Origin of the sequence: Streptomyces sp. URMC 129, assembly GCF_051386415.1 — a bacterium.
Lineage (GTDB): Bacteria > Actinomycetota > Actinomycetes > Streptomycetales > Streptomycetaceae > Streptomyces.
Window position 1 is genome coordinate 1 of sequence record NZ_JBPQTQ010000054.1, and the last position, 14,023, is coordinate 14,023.

At 72.0% G+C, this 14,023-nt stretch carries 11 protein-coding genes, 1 tRNA gene and 1 pseudogene; 6 read left to right on the plus strand and 7 right to left on the minus strand.

What is annotated here, in order from left to right:
* From ACSNOC_RS13510 to ACSNOC_RS13520, 3 genes and pseudogenes are all read right to left on the minus strand, one after another.
* Positions 1-212, minus strand: a pseudogene (locus ACSNOC_RS13510) (hypothetical protein); the annotation flags it as partial.
* 1 nt (position 213) lies between these two features.
* Complete coding sequence (locus ACSNOC_RS13515) at positions 214-543, minus strand: DUF2795 domain-containing protein (protein ID WP_436747634.1); 330 nt, start codon at positions 541-543, stop codon at positions 214-216.
* Between the two features lie 13 nt (positions 544-556).
* On the minus strand, positions 557-1,009 hold the full coding sequence (locus ACSNOC_RS13520; protein ID WP_436747635.1) for a YbhB/YbcL family Raf kinase inhibitor-like protein: 453 nt from the start codon (positions 1,007-1,009) through the stop codon (positions 557-559).
* 131 nt (positions 1,010-1,140) lie between these two features.
* Between ACSNOC_RS13520 and ACSNOC_RS13525 the strand changes: the two genes are divergently transcribed.
* The 3 genes from ACSNOC_RS13525 to purM all read left to right on the plus strand — a co-directional run bounded on the left by ACSNOC_RS13525 (position 1,141) and on the right by purM (position 4,732).
* Complete coding sequence (locus tag ACSNOC_RS13525; RefSeq protein WP_436747636.1) at positions 1,141-1,947, plus strand: sterol carrier family protein; 807 nt, start codon at positions 1,141-1,143, stop codon at positions 1,945-1,947.
* Between the two features lie 79 nt (positions 1,948-2,026).
* The gene (gene purF / locus ACSNOC_RS13530; RefSeq protein WP_436747637.1) at positions 2,027-3,619 is read left to right on the plus strand and encodes an amidophosphoribosyltransferase; all 1,593 of its coding nucleotides are present in this window, start codon (positions 2,027-2,029) and stop codon (positions 3,617-3,619) included.
* Positions 3,620-3,658: 39 nt separating this feature from the next.
* Positions 3,659-4,732: a phosphoribosylformylglycinamidine cyclo-ligase gene (gene purM / locus ACSNOC_RS13535; RefSeq protein ID WP_436747638.1), complete on the plus strand. Its 1,074-nt coding sequence runs from the start codon at positions 3,659-3,661 to the stop codon at positions 4,730-4,732.
* A 158-nt stretch (positions 4,733-4,890) separates the two neighbouring features.
* On the opposite strand, the gene ACSNOC_RS13540 is transcribed toward purM, so the two are convergent.
* Both ACSNOC_RS13540 and ACSNOC_RS13545 read right to left on the minus strand, forming a co-directional pair.
* Positions 4,891-5,154 carry a DUF3073 domain-containing protein gene (locus tag ACSNOC_RS13540; RefSeq protein ID WP_436747639.1) on the minus strand — a complete coding sequence of 88 codons (264 nt, stop codon included), beginning with the start codon at positions 5,152-5,154 and terminating at the stop codon, positions 4,891-4,893.
* 262 nt (positions 5,155-5,416) lie between these two features.
* Positions 5,417-6,541, minus strand: coding sequence for a Leu/Phe/Val dehydrogenase (locus ACSNOC_RS13545; RefSeq protein WP_436747640.1), 1,125 nt, complete (start codon positions 6,539-6,541; stop codon positions 5,417-5,419).
* A 161-nt stretch (positions 6,542-6,702) separates the two neighbouring features.
* On the opposite strand from ACSNOC_RS13545, the gene ACSNOC_RS13550 reads away from it, so the two are divergent.
* Both ACSNOC_RS13550 and bldC read left to right on the plus strand, forming a co-directional pair.
* Entirely contained in the window at positions 6,703-7,560 is an 858-nt protein-coding gene (locus ACSNOC_RS13550; protein WP_436747641.1) for a hypothetical protein, read from the plus strand.
* A 393-nt stretch (positions 7,561-7,953) separates the two neighbouring features.
* Entirely contained in the window at positions 7,954-8,160 is a 207-nt protein-coding gene (gene bldC, locus ACSNOC_RS13555) for a developmental transcriptional regulator BldC (RefSeq protein ID WP_019431930.1), read from the plus strand.
* A 363-nt stretch (positions 8,161-8,523) separates the two neighbouring features.
* Here bldC and ACSNOC_RS13560 read toward each other — a convergent pair.
* Both ACSNOC_RS13560 and hrpA read right to left on the minus strand, forming a co-directional pair.
* Positions 8,524-8,598, minus strand: a tRNA-Asp gene (locus tag ACSNOC_RS13560).
* A gap of 63 nt (positions 8,599-8,661) precedes the next feature.
* Positions 8,662-12,624, minus strand: a complete 3,963-nt coding sequence (gene hrpA, locus ACSNOC_RS13565) for an ATP-dependent RNA helicase HrpA (protein ID WP_436747642.1) — start codon at positions 12,622-12,624, stop codon at positions 8,662-8,664.
* Between the two features lie 92 nt (positions 12,625-12,716).
* Between hrpA and ACSNOC_RS13570 the strand changes: the two genes are divergently transcribed.
* The gene (locus ACSNOC_RS13570; protein ID WP_436747643.1) at positions 12,717-13,721 is read left to right on the plus strand and encodes an ABC transporter permease; all 1,005 of its coding nucleotides are present in this window, start codon (positions 12,717-12,719) and stop codon (positions 13,719-13,721) included.
* Positions 13,722-14,023 lie beyond the last annotated feature (302 nt).

Here is a 14,023-nt window from a genome sequence, read left to right on the forward strand (position 1 = left end):
CACGCCTCCCTGTCGCGGTCGAGCTCTTCCTGGATCGGCGGCTTGGGCACGTCGCGCAACTGCTCGGCCTGCCCCTGGTGGGACACATGGGTCCGCTGCTTCGACGCGCCGGTGGTGGTGCCCCGGCCGCTGGGCCGCTCGCCCACCCGCTCGGCCTCGCGCGCCCACGTGCGCCGCTGGTCCTCGTCGCCCTCCATCTTCTTGCGCACCATGTCACGCCTCCCTGTCGCGGTCGAGCTCTTCCTGGATCGGCGGCTTGGGCACGTCGCGCAACTGCTCGGCCTGCCCCTGCTTGCCGCGCTTGCGCGCCTGCTCGGCCCGCTGTGCCGGGCTGTGGCCCAGGTCGGAGTCCGCGGGCACCCGCACGGAGCGGGCCACGTCGGCGCGACTGCGGTACTGCTCGCGCGGGATGCCGCGCAGCGCCTTCACGGCGGGCTCGGGGGCGCCGGCCCGCTTCGCCTCCTCGATCAGCTCGTCCTTGCCGGCCGGGAAGTCGACGTTCTTCACCGCGCGCAGGATCTCGCCGACGTCGGTGGAAGCCATACCGGTTACCTCCTCATCGCTGATGCAGGCCCACGAGCGTGCCGCTGGCCAGGCTCCGGCGGTCAAGGCTCCGGTGCACGTCCGCCGCCGAGGCGCGCTCGGGCAGTTCGACGTGCTCGGGGAGCGCGTAGAGGCGGAAGAAGTAGCGGTGCGCCGGATCGCCCACCGGGGGCCTGGGGCCGTCCCAGCCCCGGTCGCCGAAGCCGTTGGTGTGCGGGGTGCCGCCCGGCGGCGGCGCGCCGTCGGCCACGCCCTCGGTCTCCGGGTCGATGCCGGTGACCAGCCAGTGCAGGAACGTGCCGGACGGGGCGTCCGGGTCCTCGCAGAGCAGGACCAGCTCCTCGGTGCCGGGCGGGGGCCGCGACCAGTTCAGCGGCGGCGAGACGTTCTCGCCGTCCTTGGCGTAGCGGTCGGGGATCGGTGCCTGATCGGTGAAAGCCGTGCTGCGTAGTCGGATTCCAGTCATGCCGACGGAGTACCCGCCGCGGCCGAGCCGATTCAGCCGGGCTTGTCCCGCGGAACGCGCGGTTCCGCCCGGCCCGCTCGGTATGCCCGTGGCATCTTCCGCGCGGTGGCGTTCGTCGTAAGCTCCGTCGTATGTCCGCAGTCCGAGGCAAACCCCGTGCCTACCACCCCGATCGGGTCCGCGACGCGCTGCTCGCCCAGGCCGAGTTCGTACGGCTGGCCGCGCACGGACTGACCGCAGAGCAGCAGGCGAAGCCGTCGGGGCTGCCCGGCTGGACCGTGCACACGCTGCTGGCCCACATCGCCCGCCAGATCGACGCCCTGCCCCGCCTCCTCGCCGAGCCCGCGCCCGCCGCCACCCGGCCCGCGATCGACCTCGACCGCTGGGCCGTCTCCACCGCCGGGATCGCGGACGACCTGGACCGGGCCACCCGCCGGGACGCCGAGGCGCGGCCGGACCAGGTGGCCGCCATCGACGCGGCGGCGGAGGAGATGGAGGCGGTGCTGGAGACGGCCCTCCGCGAGGACGTCCTGATCCCGCTCCCCTTCGGGCCGATGCGCGCCCTGGACTTCTCGGTGACCCGGATCGTGGAGCTGGTGGTGCACAGCGACGACCTCACGCGGGCCACCGGCGTCGCCGTCCGGCTGGACCGGCAGGCCCTCGCGTGCACGGTCCGGGTGCTGGCCGACGCGCTGGCCGCCAAGGCGCCGGGCGCCTCGACCGAGGTGCGGATCCCGCCGTTCGCCGCCGTCCAGTGCCTGCCGGGGCCCCGGCACACCAGGGGAACGCCGCCGAACGTCGTGGAGACCGACCCCGTCACCTGGGTGCGGCTGGCCACCGGTCGCACCACGTGGCACGCGGTCACCGCCACCGGCCGGCTGCGGGCCAGCGGCGAACGGGCCGCGGCCCTCGCCGCGGAACTGCCCGTGCTCGGCTGATCGCACGCCGTCGCTATGGGGCATGTCTCACCACCGCGGGGTTCTCGGTGCCCCCCGGACCTGGCCTAGACTCGTGCACGTGCCACGTGGTGACGGTTTTCTCAACCACGACCTGGACCCCGGCGAGAAGGGCCCGAGGGACGCCTGCGGCGTCTTCGGAGTCTGGGCTCCGGGCGAAGAGGTCGCCAAGCTCTCGTTCTTCGGACTCTACGCACTACAGCACCGGGGACAGGAGTCCGCGGGCATCGCCGTCAGCGACGGCTCCAAGATCCTGGTCTTCAAGGACATGGGCCTGGTCTCCCAGGTCTTCGACGAAACCTCCCTCGGCGCCCTCCAGGGGCACATCGCCGTGGGTCACGCCCGCTACTCCACGACCGGCGCCTCCACCTGGGAGAACGCCCAGCCGACCTTCCGGGCCACCGGACACGGCTCCGTCGCGCTGGCCCACAACGGGAACCTGGTGAACACCGCGGAGCTGGCCGGGCTCGTCGCCGCCCTGCCCGGCGGCCGGTCCCCGCGCCACCGCGTCGCCGCCACCAACGACACCGACCTGGTCACCGCGCTGCTCGCCGGGCAGACGGACGAGGAGGGCGCGCCCCTGACCGTCGAGGAGGCCGCGCCGAAGGTGCTGCCGCGGGTGCGCGGGGCGTTCAGCTTCGTCTTCATGGACGAGCAGACGCTCTACGCCGCCCGCGACCCGCAGGGCATCCGCCCGCTGGTCCTCGGCCGGCTGGAGCGCGGCTGGGTCGTCGCCTCCGAGACTGCGGCGCTGGACATCGTCGGCGCCTCCGTGGTGCGGGAGATCGAGCCCGGCGAGATGATCGCGGTGGACGAGCGCGGTTTGCGTTCCACACGGTTCGCGGAAGCGAAGCCGCGCGGCTGTGTCTTCGAGTACGTCTACCTGGCCCGGCCCGACACGGACATCGCGGGCCGCAACGTCTACCTCTCGCGGGTGGAGATGGGCCGCCGGCTCGCGGCCGAGGCGCCGGCCGACGCCGATCTGGTGATACCGACCCCCGAGTCGGGCACCCCGGCCGCCATCGGGTACGCGGAGGCCAGCGGCATTCCCTACGGCTCCGGCCTGGTGAAGAACGCGTACGTGGGCCGGACGTTCATCCAGCCGAGCCAGACCATCCGGCAGCTCGGCATCCGGCTGAAGCTGAACCCCCTGAAGGAAGTGATCCGCGGCAAGCGGCTGGTCGTCGTGGACGATTCCATCGTCCGGGGCAACACCCAGCGGGCGCTGGTCCGCATGCTGCGCGAGGCCGGGGCGGCCGAGGTGCACATCCGGATCAGCTCGCCGCCGATCAAGTGGCCGTGCTTCTTCGGCATCGACTTCGCCACCCGCGCCGAGCTGATCGCCAACGGCCTGTCGGTCGAGGAGATCGGCACGTCGCTGGGCGCGGACTCGCTGGCCTACATCTCGCTGGACGGGATGGTCGAGGCCACCACGATCGCCAAGCCCGATCTGTGCCGGGCCTGCTTCGACGGCTCGTACCCGATGGAGCTGCCCGACCCGGCGGTGCTCGGCAAGGACGTGCTGGAGCAGCAGTCGCCGCAGCCACAGCAGCAGTCGTCGCAGCAGCCGCCGCAGCCCGCGCAGGGCGAGCGCGCGCCCCTGCCGCTGCTCACCGGCCACCCCGGCGCCGCCGACGCGCTGCGCCGTCCGTAGAGCGCGCACGCGTTCTTCCACGAGCACGAGAGAGACCCGATGACCAAGAACGTGCCCGGAGCCAGCTATGCGGCGGCGGGTGTCGACATCGAGGCGGGCGAGACCGCCGTCGAGCTGATGAAGGAGTGGGTCCGCAAGGCCCAGCGGCCGGAGAGCGTGGGCGCGCTCGGCGGCTTCGCGGGACTCTTCGACGCCTCGGCGCTGAAGGGATACCGCCGCCCGCTCCTCGCCTCGGCCACCGACGGCGTCGGCACCAAGGTCGCCATCGCCCAGCGGATGGGGGTGCACGACACCATTGGCCACGACCTGGTCGCCATGGTCGTGGACGACTTGGTGGTGTGCGGGGCCGAGCCGCTGTTCATGACGGACTACATCTGCGTCGGCAAGGTCCACCCGGAGCGGGTCTCCGCGATCGTCAAGGGCATCGCGGAGGGCTGCGTGCTGGCGGGCTGCGCCCTGGTGGGCGGCGAGACGGCCGAGCACCCGGGGCTGCTGGGCCCGGACGAGTTCGACGTGGCGGGCGCCGGCACGGGCGTGGTCGAGGCGGACGAGCTGCTGGGCGCCGACCGGATCCGGGCGGGTGACGCGGTGATCGCGATGGCCGCCTCCGGCCTTCACTCGAACGGGTACTCACTGGTCCGGCACGTGTTCTTCGACCGGGCCGGCTGGGCGCTGGACCGGGAGGTCCCGGAGCTGGGCGGCACGCTGGGCGAGGAGTTGCTGCGGCCCACCCGGATCTACTCCCTGGACTGCCTGGCGCTGACCCGCGCGACGGAGGTGCACGCGTTCGCGCATGTGACGGGCGGCGGCCTGGCCGCCAATCTCGCCCGGGTGATCCCGGACGGCCTGCACGCCCGGATCGACCGCGCGACATGGACCCCGCCGCCGGTCTTCGGACTGGTCGGCGAGCTGGGCGGGGTGGCGCGCGGCGAGCTGGAGAAGACGCTGAACATGGGGGTCGGCATGGTCGCCGTGGTCCCGCCGCCGGCGGTGGACACCGCCCTGGCCACCCTTCGGGACCGGGACGTCCCGGCCTGGGTGGCGGGCGAGGTCACCGGCGCGACGGACGCCCTTCCCCCGGTCGGGGCCACCCTGACCGGCGACTACGCCTGAGCCGGCCCGCGCACAGGAGGAAGGCCGACGACCCGGCTCGTCCGCCTCATCCGCGCGGCTCCGGGCCCGCCGCCCGGGTGAACGCACTGAACCCGGTCCGGCGGTCGCCGGACCGGGTCGGGTGCGACTGGTCGGTTGTGTTGTTCGCCAGATGCGTGTCAGGCACGGCGCCGTTTCGAGGCGGCGTCGGGCGAGGACTCGTCCTCGTCGTCGTCCTCCTCGTTGTACATCTCCGCGTACCGTGCGTACAGGTCGTCGTCCAGCTCGTCGTCGTCCTCGAACCGCTCGCCGTTCGGCGGCGGCTCCGGCGTCGACGATGCACCCAGCTCTTCGGCCAGGCGAGAAAGGTCCGTCCTGCCGCTGTTGTACTTCAGCTGGCGGGCGACCTTAGTCTGCTTGGCCTTGGCCCGGCCGCGCCCCATTGGCTCGACCCCCTCAACGACGGGGCGCGACGGCCCCGGAGTGTTGACATCCGTTCATGATCGAGAGCGAGCCCTCGGTCGAGAGCCCGATCCATCGGCCTTCAACCGTACCTGCTTATCCGGGCCCGCGGTACGCCGTCCGCGGGACCGGGCCGCTCACACGATGCCCGATGGACCTCTCTTTGCTGGTCAGCGGCGATTTTACCTTCTTTCGAGGCGCGACTCGCCCGCAGGGGGTGACATGTCTTACGTAAACGCGCGTTCAGCGGCCCCCGGCGTGCGCCATCCGGTGCTCGGCGATCCGGTCGGCGGCGACCGCCGGCGGCACTCCCTCGGTGTCGGCGCGCTCGAAAATCTCCCGCGTCGTGTCGTAAATGCAGGCCGCCTTTGCCTTCGCGGTCGCGAAGTCGAAACCGTTCAGCTCCTCCGCGACCTGGATGACGCCGCCCGAGTTCACCACGTAGTCGGGGGCGTAGAGGATGCCCCGGTCGGCGAGGTCCTTCTCGACGCCGGGGTGGCCGAGCTGGTTGTTCGCGGCGCCGCACACCACCCCCGCGGTCAGCAGCGCCACCGAGCGGTCGTCGAGCGCCCCGCCCAGCGCGCAGGGGGCGTAGACGTCCAGCCCCTCGGTGGTGATCAGCTCCTCGGTGCCGGCCACGGCGGCGACCCGCGGGTGGACGGCCAGCACCCGTTCGACGGCGTCCGGCCTGACGTCCGTGATCACCACGCGGGCGCCCGCCTCGACCAGGTGGTCGACCAGCAGGTGGCCGACCTTGCCGACGCCCGCCACACCCACGGTCCGGCCGGCCAGGTCGGGTGAGCCCCAGCGGTGCGCGGCGCAGGCCCGCATGCCCTGGAAGACGCCGAAGGCGGTCAGCACGGACGAGTCCCCGGCGCCCCCGTGCTCGGGCGAGCGGCCGGTGGTCCAGCGGCAGGCGCGGGCGACGACGTCCATGTCCCGTACGTAGGTCCCCACGTCGCACGCGGTGACGTAGCGCCCGCCGAGGGCGGCGACGCAGCGGCCGTAGGCGAGCAGCAGTTCCTCGGTCTTGATCCGCTCGGGGTCTCCGATGATCACGGCCTTGCCGCCGCCGTGCGGGAGGCCGGCGAGGGCGTTCTTGTAGCTCATGCCGCGGGCGAGGTTGAGCGCGTCGCGCAGGGCCGCCTCCTCGGGCCTGGCGGCTCCGGCGTAGGCGTGGAAGCGGGTGCCGCCGAGGGCCGGGCCCAGGGCGGTGGAGTGAATGGCGATCACGGCCTTCAGGCCCGTCGGCCGGTCCTGGAACAGCACGACCTGCTCGTGGCCGCCCTGGTCCGAGTGGAACAGGGTGTCGAACAGGTCGGCCTCGGCGGGGCCGTCGACGCTGACAGCGGGACGTACGTCAGTCACGGTGGTGACTCCTGTATGTCGAGGCGGATGCCCCCCGGTTGGTGGGGAGGGCATTGATGAGATGAGACTACGGCGATCACGGCCCGCGGGGTGCCACGGGACGGGGTCGCTGACACGATCGTGAGGTCGGCGACGGTCGCCGGGCAGCAAGGGAGGGTGGCGTGGCGAAGGTTCCCTACGCGGCGTATCTCAGGGTCTACGAGCCGCTGGCGGCCTTTCCCGAGCCGGAGCGCTCGTACTGGGCCGAGTACGCCCGGCGCGACCGGCTGCCCACCGCCCAGGACGAGGTGGGTCACGCGCTGGCCGGGCTGCTGGCGATGCCGCCCCGGGTGGCCCCGGCGCGGGAGAGCGCGGACGCCTTCGTGGCCATGGTGGACGGCGTGGTGTGCGTGTGCCCGTGGCGGACCCGGCTGCGCTCCTGGCAGGCCCTGGGCGAGGTGGGGCACTGGCTGATGCCCGACACGGTCCTGGACGCGGCGCTGCCGCCGGGGGTGCGGCGGCGGGCCGCGGCCGACTACGCGCGCTGGCGGGAGCGGAACCCGGACGCGCGGCCCTGGATCCGCTCGGCGCTGTGGCACGTGCCGGTGCGGTGGTTCGCGCTCTTCTCGGACGAGGAGCGGATCTTCCGCAAGGCGGGGGAGGCGCCGGCGGACGGCGGGCCGGGGGACGCGACGGTGGCGGGGCTGCTGTACCGGACGCCGATGGTGCAGGCGCGGCGGCGGGTGGCGCGCGGGCTGCGCACGGTCCGGGAGGCGATGCCGCAGGGGCCGCTGGTCGAGGCGCTCACCGATGTGGGGCGGTGGCTGGAGGAGTTTCACCCCCGGTCACTTGTCGAACTGGACTACGGGGGGCTGATCTATACGATTTCCGAGGACCAGCTCGCGGCCGATCACTCGGCGGCCGAGGTGACCGAGGGGCTCGCGGCGCTCGCGGCGGGCGACCTGGAACGCGCGAGCCGGGTCTACGAGGAGCTCACCGATCGCTGGATGACGATCAGGGAGCGGCAGTTCGCCAACTGATCCGGGACTTATGCCCCAAGCGTGATGGAAGGCACTGTAAGGAACTCTTGCCTTCAAGTAGTCTCCTCGTGTCAAAATAGGACAAGGAGTCCGGAGGGGCCCCTTCTCGGCAAGGTCGATGGCGAGTCATCGTGCGGTGACGCATCGTTACGGGCGAGTGACTGTCCGTTCTGGCATAGTCCAGTCGGCTTCCGCCGAGGTTGAACACCTGAGAGGGCAATTCCATCGGTTTGGCCGACCCGGCTGGACGGATGGTGTAGTTGTAGTGCCGAGGACAAGCCGTTCGTCCTATAACCGACTCGACCCGCGCCTGCCATTTCGGGCAACGCGGGTCAAGGTGCAGAATTTAGAGGAAAGAACCGTGATGGTTCGGTTCTCCCGAGGAGGCCGCTCATGACCGCTCGCACCCCTGATGCCGAGCCGCTGCTGACCCCGGCTGAGGTTGCCACGATGTTCCGCGTAGACCCGAAAACGGTCACACGCTGGGCAAAGGCGGGCAAGCTCACGTCTATCCGCACGCTCGGCGGGCACCGCCGCTACCGCGAAGCGGAGGTGCGCGCGCTGCTCGCGGGCATCCCGCAGCAGCGCGGCGAGGCCTGAGCAGAACAGCACGACCCCGTACGAACCGGGCATCCGGAGCCCCCACTCCGGGCCGCTTGGCTGCAGATCGCGTCGGACTCCGCCGGGTCCGGCGCGATCTTCTTGTGTCTCGGTGATGTTACGCACACAGGGTGCAATTGCACATATAAAATTGGCGGTTGTCTCTACGGGGTCGAACGAGCTCAGCGCGCAACCGAGTTGAGTGACTCCCGTCACACTCTACTTGCCTTGATGGTAATAATGATCTTGCGGTAGAACGCGTCCCCGTCGGCCTCCTGTGCCGCCGTCACCCTTCGCCTACCCAAACAGAAAGCCCGGACCCCTCGTGGGGGATCCGGGCTGACGGAGATCGTGCGGGACGTGCGGTCCTGACGGGATTTGAACCCGCGGCCTCCACCTTGACAGGGTGGCGAGCACTCCAAACTGCTCCACAGGACCTTGGCGTGCGCACGCGACTCTACCGCAGCGTAGGGGCGCGTAGCCAATCGCCCCGGCGCGGGCTCAGCGCGGGGGCGCCAGGGCGTCCACGGCCTTGATGATCCGCTTGTCGGAGACCGGGTACGCCGTGCCCAGCGCGTGCGCGAAGTAGCTCACCCGCAACTCCTCGATCATCCAGCGGATCTCGCCCACCTGTGCCGGCACCGGTCGGCCGGGCGGGAACTGCTCCAGCAGCCACAGGTATTCGTCGCGCATCTCGTGGACCTTCGCCATCCTGGCCCGGTCCCGGTCCGCCTGGTGCGGCAACTGCTGGAGCCGCCGGTCGGCCGCCGTCAGATAGCGCAGCAGATCCGGCAGCCGCCGCGCGCCGTGCTCGGTCACGAACCCCGGCTTGATGAGCGCGTCCAACTGCCCCCTGACGTCCGCCAGGGACGGCGCCAGCACCGGGCTGGTCAGGGAGGCCAGCCGCCGCTCGCACGCCTGCCACGCGGTCAGCACCTCCCGCACCTGCCGCACGATCCGCAGCGTCAGGTCCACGATGTCCGCGCGGACCGCGTCGAACAGCTTGGTGAAGCCCTCCTCGTCCCACGCGGGTCCGCCGTGCGCCGCGATGAGCTGATCGGCCGCGGCCGTCACACAGTCCTCGAACAGCGCCGGTACGCCCCCGTGCGGGGTGCTCGACAGGGCCAGCTTGGCCGCGTTGTCGAGCTGCCGCAGCGCGAACCTGGCCGGATCGGACGGCAGGTTGAGCAACACGAGCCGGCGCGTGCCGCGCCGCATCGCGCGCTCCTGCTCGGCCTCCGTGTCGAACAGCCGCACCGCCACCGTCGCGCCCTCGTCCACCAGCGCCGGATACGCCTTCACCGGCTGCCCGCCGCGCCGCGTCTCGAACGTGCGCGGCAGCGTGCCGACCGTCCAGGAGGTGAGGCCGGCGCGCTGTTCCGGCGCGGGCCCGTCCTCCCGGCCCGCGGCGGCCGTGAACGCCCGGTCCAGGGCCGCCCTGGCCCGGGGCCGCAGCCGCACCTTCAGGGCGTCCAGATCCTTGCTCTCCGCGTTCTCGCCCAGCTTCCGGCCGCGTTCGTCCACCACCCGGAACGTGACCCGCAGATGGCCGGGGATCCGCTCCTCGTCGAAGTCCTCGGGCGTGATCCGCACCCCGGTCGCCCGGGTCAGCCCGCGCGCCAGGGCGGTGCGCAGCGGCTCGCCGGTCGGCTCGGGGGTCTCGCGCAGGAAGCGCTGCGCGAAGTTCGGCGCCGGAACGCAGTGCCGCCGCAGCGGCTTGGGCAGCGAACGGATCAACTCCGTCACCAACTGCTCGCGCAGGCCCGGGATCTGCCAGTCGAAGCCGTCGGGCGTCGCCTGGTTGAGGACCTGGAGCGGCACGTGCACGGTCACGCCGTCCGCGTCCGCGCCCGGCTCGAACTGGTAGGTGACGGGGAAGGAGAGCCGGCCCTGCCGCCAGGTGTCGGGGTAGTCGGTCTTGGTGACGTCCCGCGCCCGCTCGTTGATGAGCATCGACTTCTCGAAGGTGAGCAGGTCGGGGTCCTCGCGGCGCTTCTGCTTCCACCAGGCGTCGAAGTGCGCGCCCGACACGATGTCGGCCGGGAGGCGCTGGTCGTAGAAGTCGTACAGCGTCTCGTCGTCCACCAGGATGTCGCGGCGCCGGGCCCGGTGCTCCAGCTCCTCGACCTCGGCCAGCAACTTCCGGTTGTCGTGGAAGAACTGGTGCCGCGTCCGCCAGTCGCCCTCGACCAGCGCGTTGCGGATGAAAAGGTCGCGGGAGGTCTCCGGGTCGATCCGCCCGTAGGCGACCTTGCGCTGCGCCACGATCGGCACGCCGTACAGCGTCACCCGCTCGTACGCCATGACCGCGGCCTGCTTCTGCTCCCAGTGCGGCTCGCTGTAGGTCCGTTTCACCAGATGGCCGGCCAGCGGCTCGATCCACTCCGGCTCGATCTTCGCGTTGATCCGCGCCCACAGCCGGGACGTCTCCACCAGCTCCGCCGACATCACCCAGCGCGGCGGCTTCCGGAACAGCGCGGAGCCCGGGAACACGGCGAACTTCGCGCCCCGGGCGCCGAGATACTCGTGCTTCTCGGTGTCCTTCAGGCCGATGTGCGACAACAGCCCGGCCAGCAGCGACTGATGGATCAGCCGCGGATCGGCGTCCTGCCGCTCGTCGTCGGGCTCGATGCCCAACGACCGGCCCACGGTGCGGAGCTGCGCGAAGATGTCCTGCCACTCGCGTATCCGCAGGTAGTTGAGGAACTCCGTCTTGCACATCCGGCGGAACGCCGAGGAGGACAGCTCGCGCTGGCGCTCGCGCACGTAGTTCCACAGGGCCAGGAACGCCAGGAAGTCCGACTCCTCGCCCGGCCCCTCGCGGAACCGCGCGTGCTTGGCGTCGGCCTGCTGCTGCTTGTCCGCCGGGCGTTCGCGCGGGTCCTGGATGGACAGCGCGGCGGCGATCACCATGACCTCGCGGGCGCAGCCGTTGCGGTCCGCCTCCAGCACCATCCGCGCCAGGCGCGGGTCCACGGGGAGCTGCGCGAGCTTGCGGCCCAGCGCCGTCAGCTTCTGCCCGTCGAGCGCGCCCAGTTCCTCCAGCAACTGCACGCCCGCCTTGATGGAGCGGTGGTCGGGCGCGTCGATGAAGGGGAAGCGCTCGATCTCGCCCAGCCCGGCCGCGTTCATCTGGAGGATGACGGAGGCCAGGTTGGTGCGCAGGATCTCGGCGTCGGTGAACTCGGGCCGGGAGAGGAAGTCATCCTCCGCGTACAGCCGGACGCAGATGCCGTCGCTGGTGCGCCCGCAGCGGCCCTTGCGCTGGTTCGCGCTGGCCTGCGACACCGGCTCGATCGGCAGCCGCTGCACCTTGGTGCGGTGGCTGTACCGCGAGACGCGGGCCGTGCCGGGGTCGATGACGTACTTGATGCCGGGGACGGTCAGCGACGTCTCCGCGACGTTGGTGGCCAGCACGATCCGGCGGCCCGGGTGCGGCTGGAAGACGCGCTGCTGCTCGCCGTGCGACAGGCGCGCGTAGAGCGGCAGCACCTCGGTGTGGCGCAGGTTCCGCTTCTCCAGCGCGTCGGCCGTGTCCCGGATCTCCCGCTCACCGGAGAGGAAGACGAGGATGTCGCCGGGGCCCTCGGCCTGGAGCTCGTCCACCGCGTCGCAGATGGCGGTGATCTGGTCGCGGTCGGGCGCCTCGCCGTCCTCCTCCAGCAGTGGCCGGTACCGCACCTCGACCGGGTACGTCCGCCCGGACACCTCGACGATCGGGGCGGGGCGGCCCTCGGCGTCGCGGAAGTGGCGGGCGAAGCGCTCGGGGTCGATGGTGGCGGAGGTGATGACGACCTTGAGGTCAGGGCGGCGGGGGAGGAGCTGGGCGAGATAGCCCAGCAGGAAGTCGATGTTGAGGCTGCGCTCGTGGGCCTCGTCGATGATGATCGTGTCGTAGGCGCGCAGCTCGCGGTCGTGCTGGATCTCCGCCAGCAGGATGCCGTCCGTCATCAGCTTGACGAGGGTGTTGTCGCTCGCCTGGTCGGTGAACCGCACCTTGAAGCCGACCGCCTCGCCCAGCGGCGTGCGCAACTCGTCCGCGACGCGCTGCGCGACCGTGCGGGCGGCGATCCGGCGGGGCTGGGTGTGGCCGATCAGGCCGCGCACGCCGCGGCCCAGCTCCAGACAGATCTTGGGCAGCTGCGTGGTCTTGCCCGAGCCCGTCTCCCCGGCCACGATCACCACTTGGTGGTCGCGTATCGCGGTGAGGATCTCGTCCTTCTTCTGGCTGACCGGCAGCTGCTCGGGATAGGTGATCGCGGGCACGGCGGCGCGCCGGCGCTCGACGGTGCGCTCGGCGGCGTCGATCGCCTCGGCGATCGCGGCGAGCGCCGTGCGCCGGTCGGCCGGCTTGCGGATGCGGCGGGCTCCGTCGAGGCGGCGGCCGAGCCGCCGCTGGTCGCGCGCCATCAGCCCGGGCAGCCGCTCGGCCAGGGCTGATACGGGGGAGGGGTCGGTAGACATACGCACTCAAGCGTCTCACCTCGGTGCGGCGGGCGGCGAGCCGTTATCGGGGCGGGCGTGTTGTGGGTGATATGTCCGTTTACGGTGAGGGCGTGAGAGAACTCCTGAGGAGGCTCCCGGGGCGGCTGCGGCGCTCGCCGTACCTGCCCGCCGTCGTGGTGGGGCTGATCGTCGCCGCCTCGGCCGGGCTCTTCGCCGGGTCGTACACCTACGCGATCACCAATCCGACGCCGAACGCGGTGCCGGTGGCCGTCGTCGGGGGCGTGGCGGCCCGGCAGCACGGCGACGCGTTCGTCGGCGCGCTGGAGGACCGCCTCGACACGACGCTGGAACTGCACCCCTACGCGGACTATCCACAGGCTGTGGACGCCGTGGAGGCGCAGCGCGTCTTCGCGATCGTCCGCGACCACGGCGACGGCGTCGCCCTGGAGACGGCGAGCGCGGCCGGTGCCTCGGTGGCCGAACTCCTGACCGGCGAGGCGCGCCCCGCCGCCCGGTCCGCCGGGGTCGATCTCACCATCAGGGAGCTCAAGCCGCTCTCGCCCGGTGACCCGCGGGGCCTGGCCCTGTTCTACGTCTCGATCGCGGCCGTGATCGTCGGCTTCCTGGGCGCGGTCCAGCTCAGCGTGCAGGCGGGCGCCCTGCGGCCCGGCGAGCGGATCGCGTTCACGGCGGGCTACGCGCTGCTCGGCGGCCTGGCGATCGCGGCGGCGGTGGACTGGGCCCTGGACGCGGTGCGGCTGCCGTTCGTCCAGTCGTGGGGCATCCTCGCGCTGACGATGTTCGCCTCGGGCATGGTCTTCACCATGTTCAACACCCTGGTCAGGCGCTGGGCGATCCTGCCGACCTGGGTCCTGATGGTGATGCTCGGCAACCCCTCGTCGGGCGGCGCGGTCTCCTGGCCGCTGCTGCCCTCGGCCCTCGGCGTGATCGGCCGCTGGCTGATCCCCGGCGCCTGCGTGAACGCCCAGCACACGGCGGTCTACTTCCGCGGCCACCAGCACGTCCAGCCCTACCTGGTCCTGACCGCCTGGGCGGCACTGTCCTGCACGGTCTTCTGGCTGTGCCGCCACCGCCACCCCGGCGGCAGGGACTGAGCGGTGCCGGGGAACGGCGCCGGTCGGGACCGGGCAACGCGAAAGGCCCCTGCGGAGAGTGTCCGCGGGGGCCTTCGGTGCTGCTGGAGAAGGTGGCTGGGGCCGGGGTCGAACCGGCGACCTTCCGCTTTTCAGGCCGTGCCCTGGCCCCGATCCGCGCTGCATGCTGGCCACCGGGACCAGGGGTGTCCGTCGTTGGCGCACGCGTTGGCGTAGACGGAGCACACCCAGTCGGGCACCCCTGGCGGTTGATCCGTGGTGTGTCCCTATGGCCTGCGCGGCGGCGAGCGGCTCAGGTGTCG

Bases quoted from the DNA above. Each gene is read 5' to 3' on its own strand.
- ACSNOC_RS13525 (WP_436747636.1), top strand. From the start codon at position 1,141: ATGTCCGCAGTCCGAGGCAAACCCCGTGCCTACCACCCCGATCGGGTC.
- ACSNOC_RS13515 (WP_436747634.1), bottom strand. From the start codon at position 543: ATGGCTTCCACCGACGTCGGCGAGATCCTGCGCGCGGTGAAGAACGTC.
- ACSNOC_RS13540 (WP_436747639.1), bottom strand. From the start codon at position 5,154: ATGGGGCGCGGCCGGGCCAAGGCCAAGCAGACTAAGGTCGCCCGCCAG.
- ACSNOC_RS13520 (WP_436747635.1), bottom strand. From the start codon at position 1,009: ATGACTGGAATCCGACTACGCAGCACGGCTTTCACCGATCAGGCACCG.
- bldC (WP_019431930.1), top strand. From the start codon at position 7,954: ATGACCGCTCGCACCCCTGATGCCGAGCCGCTGCTGACCCCGGCTGAG.
- hrpA (WP_436747642.1), bottom strand. From the start codon at position 12,624: ATGTCTACCGACCCCTCCCCCGTATCAGCCCTGGCCGAGCGGCTGCCC.
- purM (WP_436747638.1), top strand. From the start codon at position 3,659: ATGACCAAGAACGTGCCCGGAGCCAGCTATGCGGCGGCGGGTGTCGAC.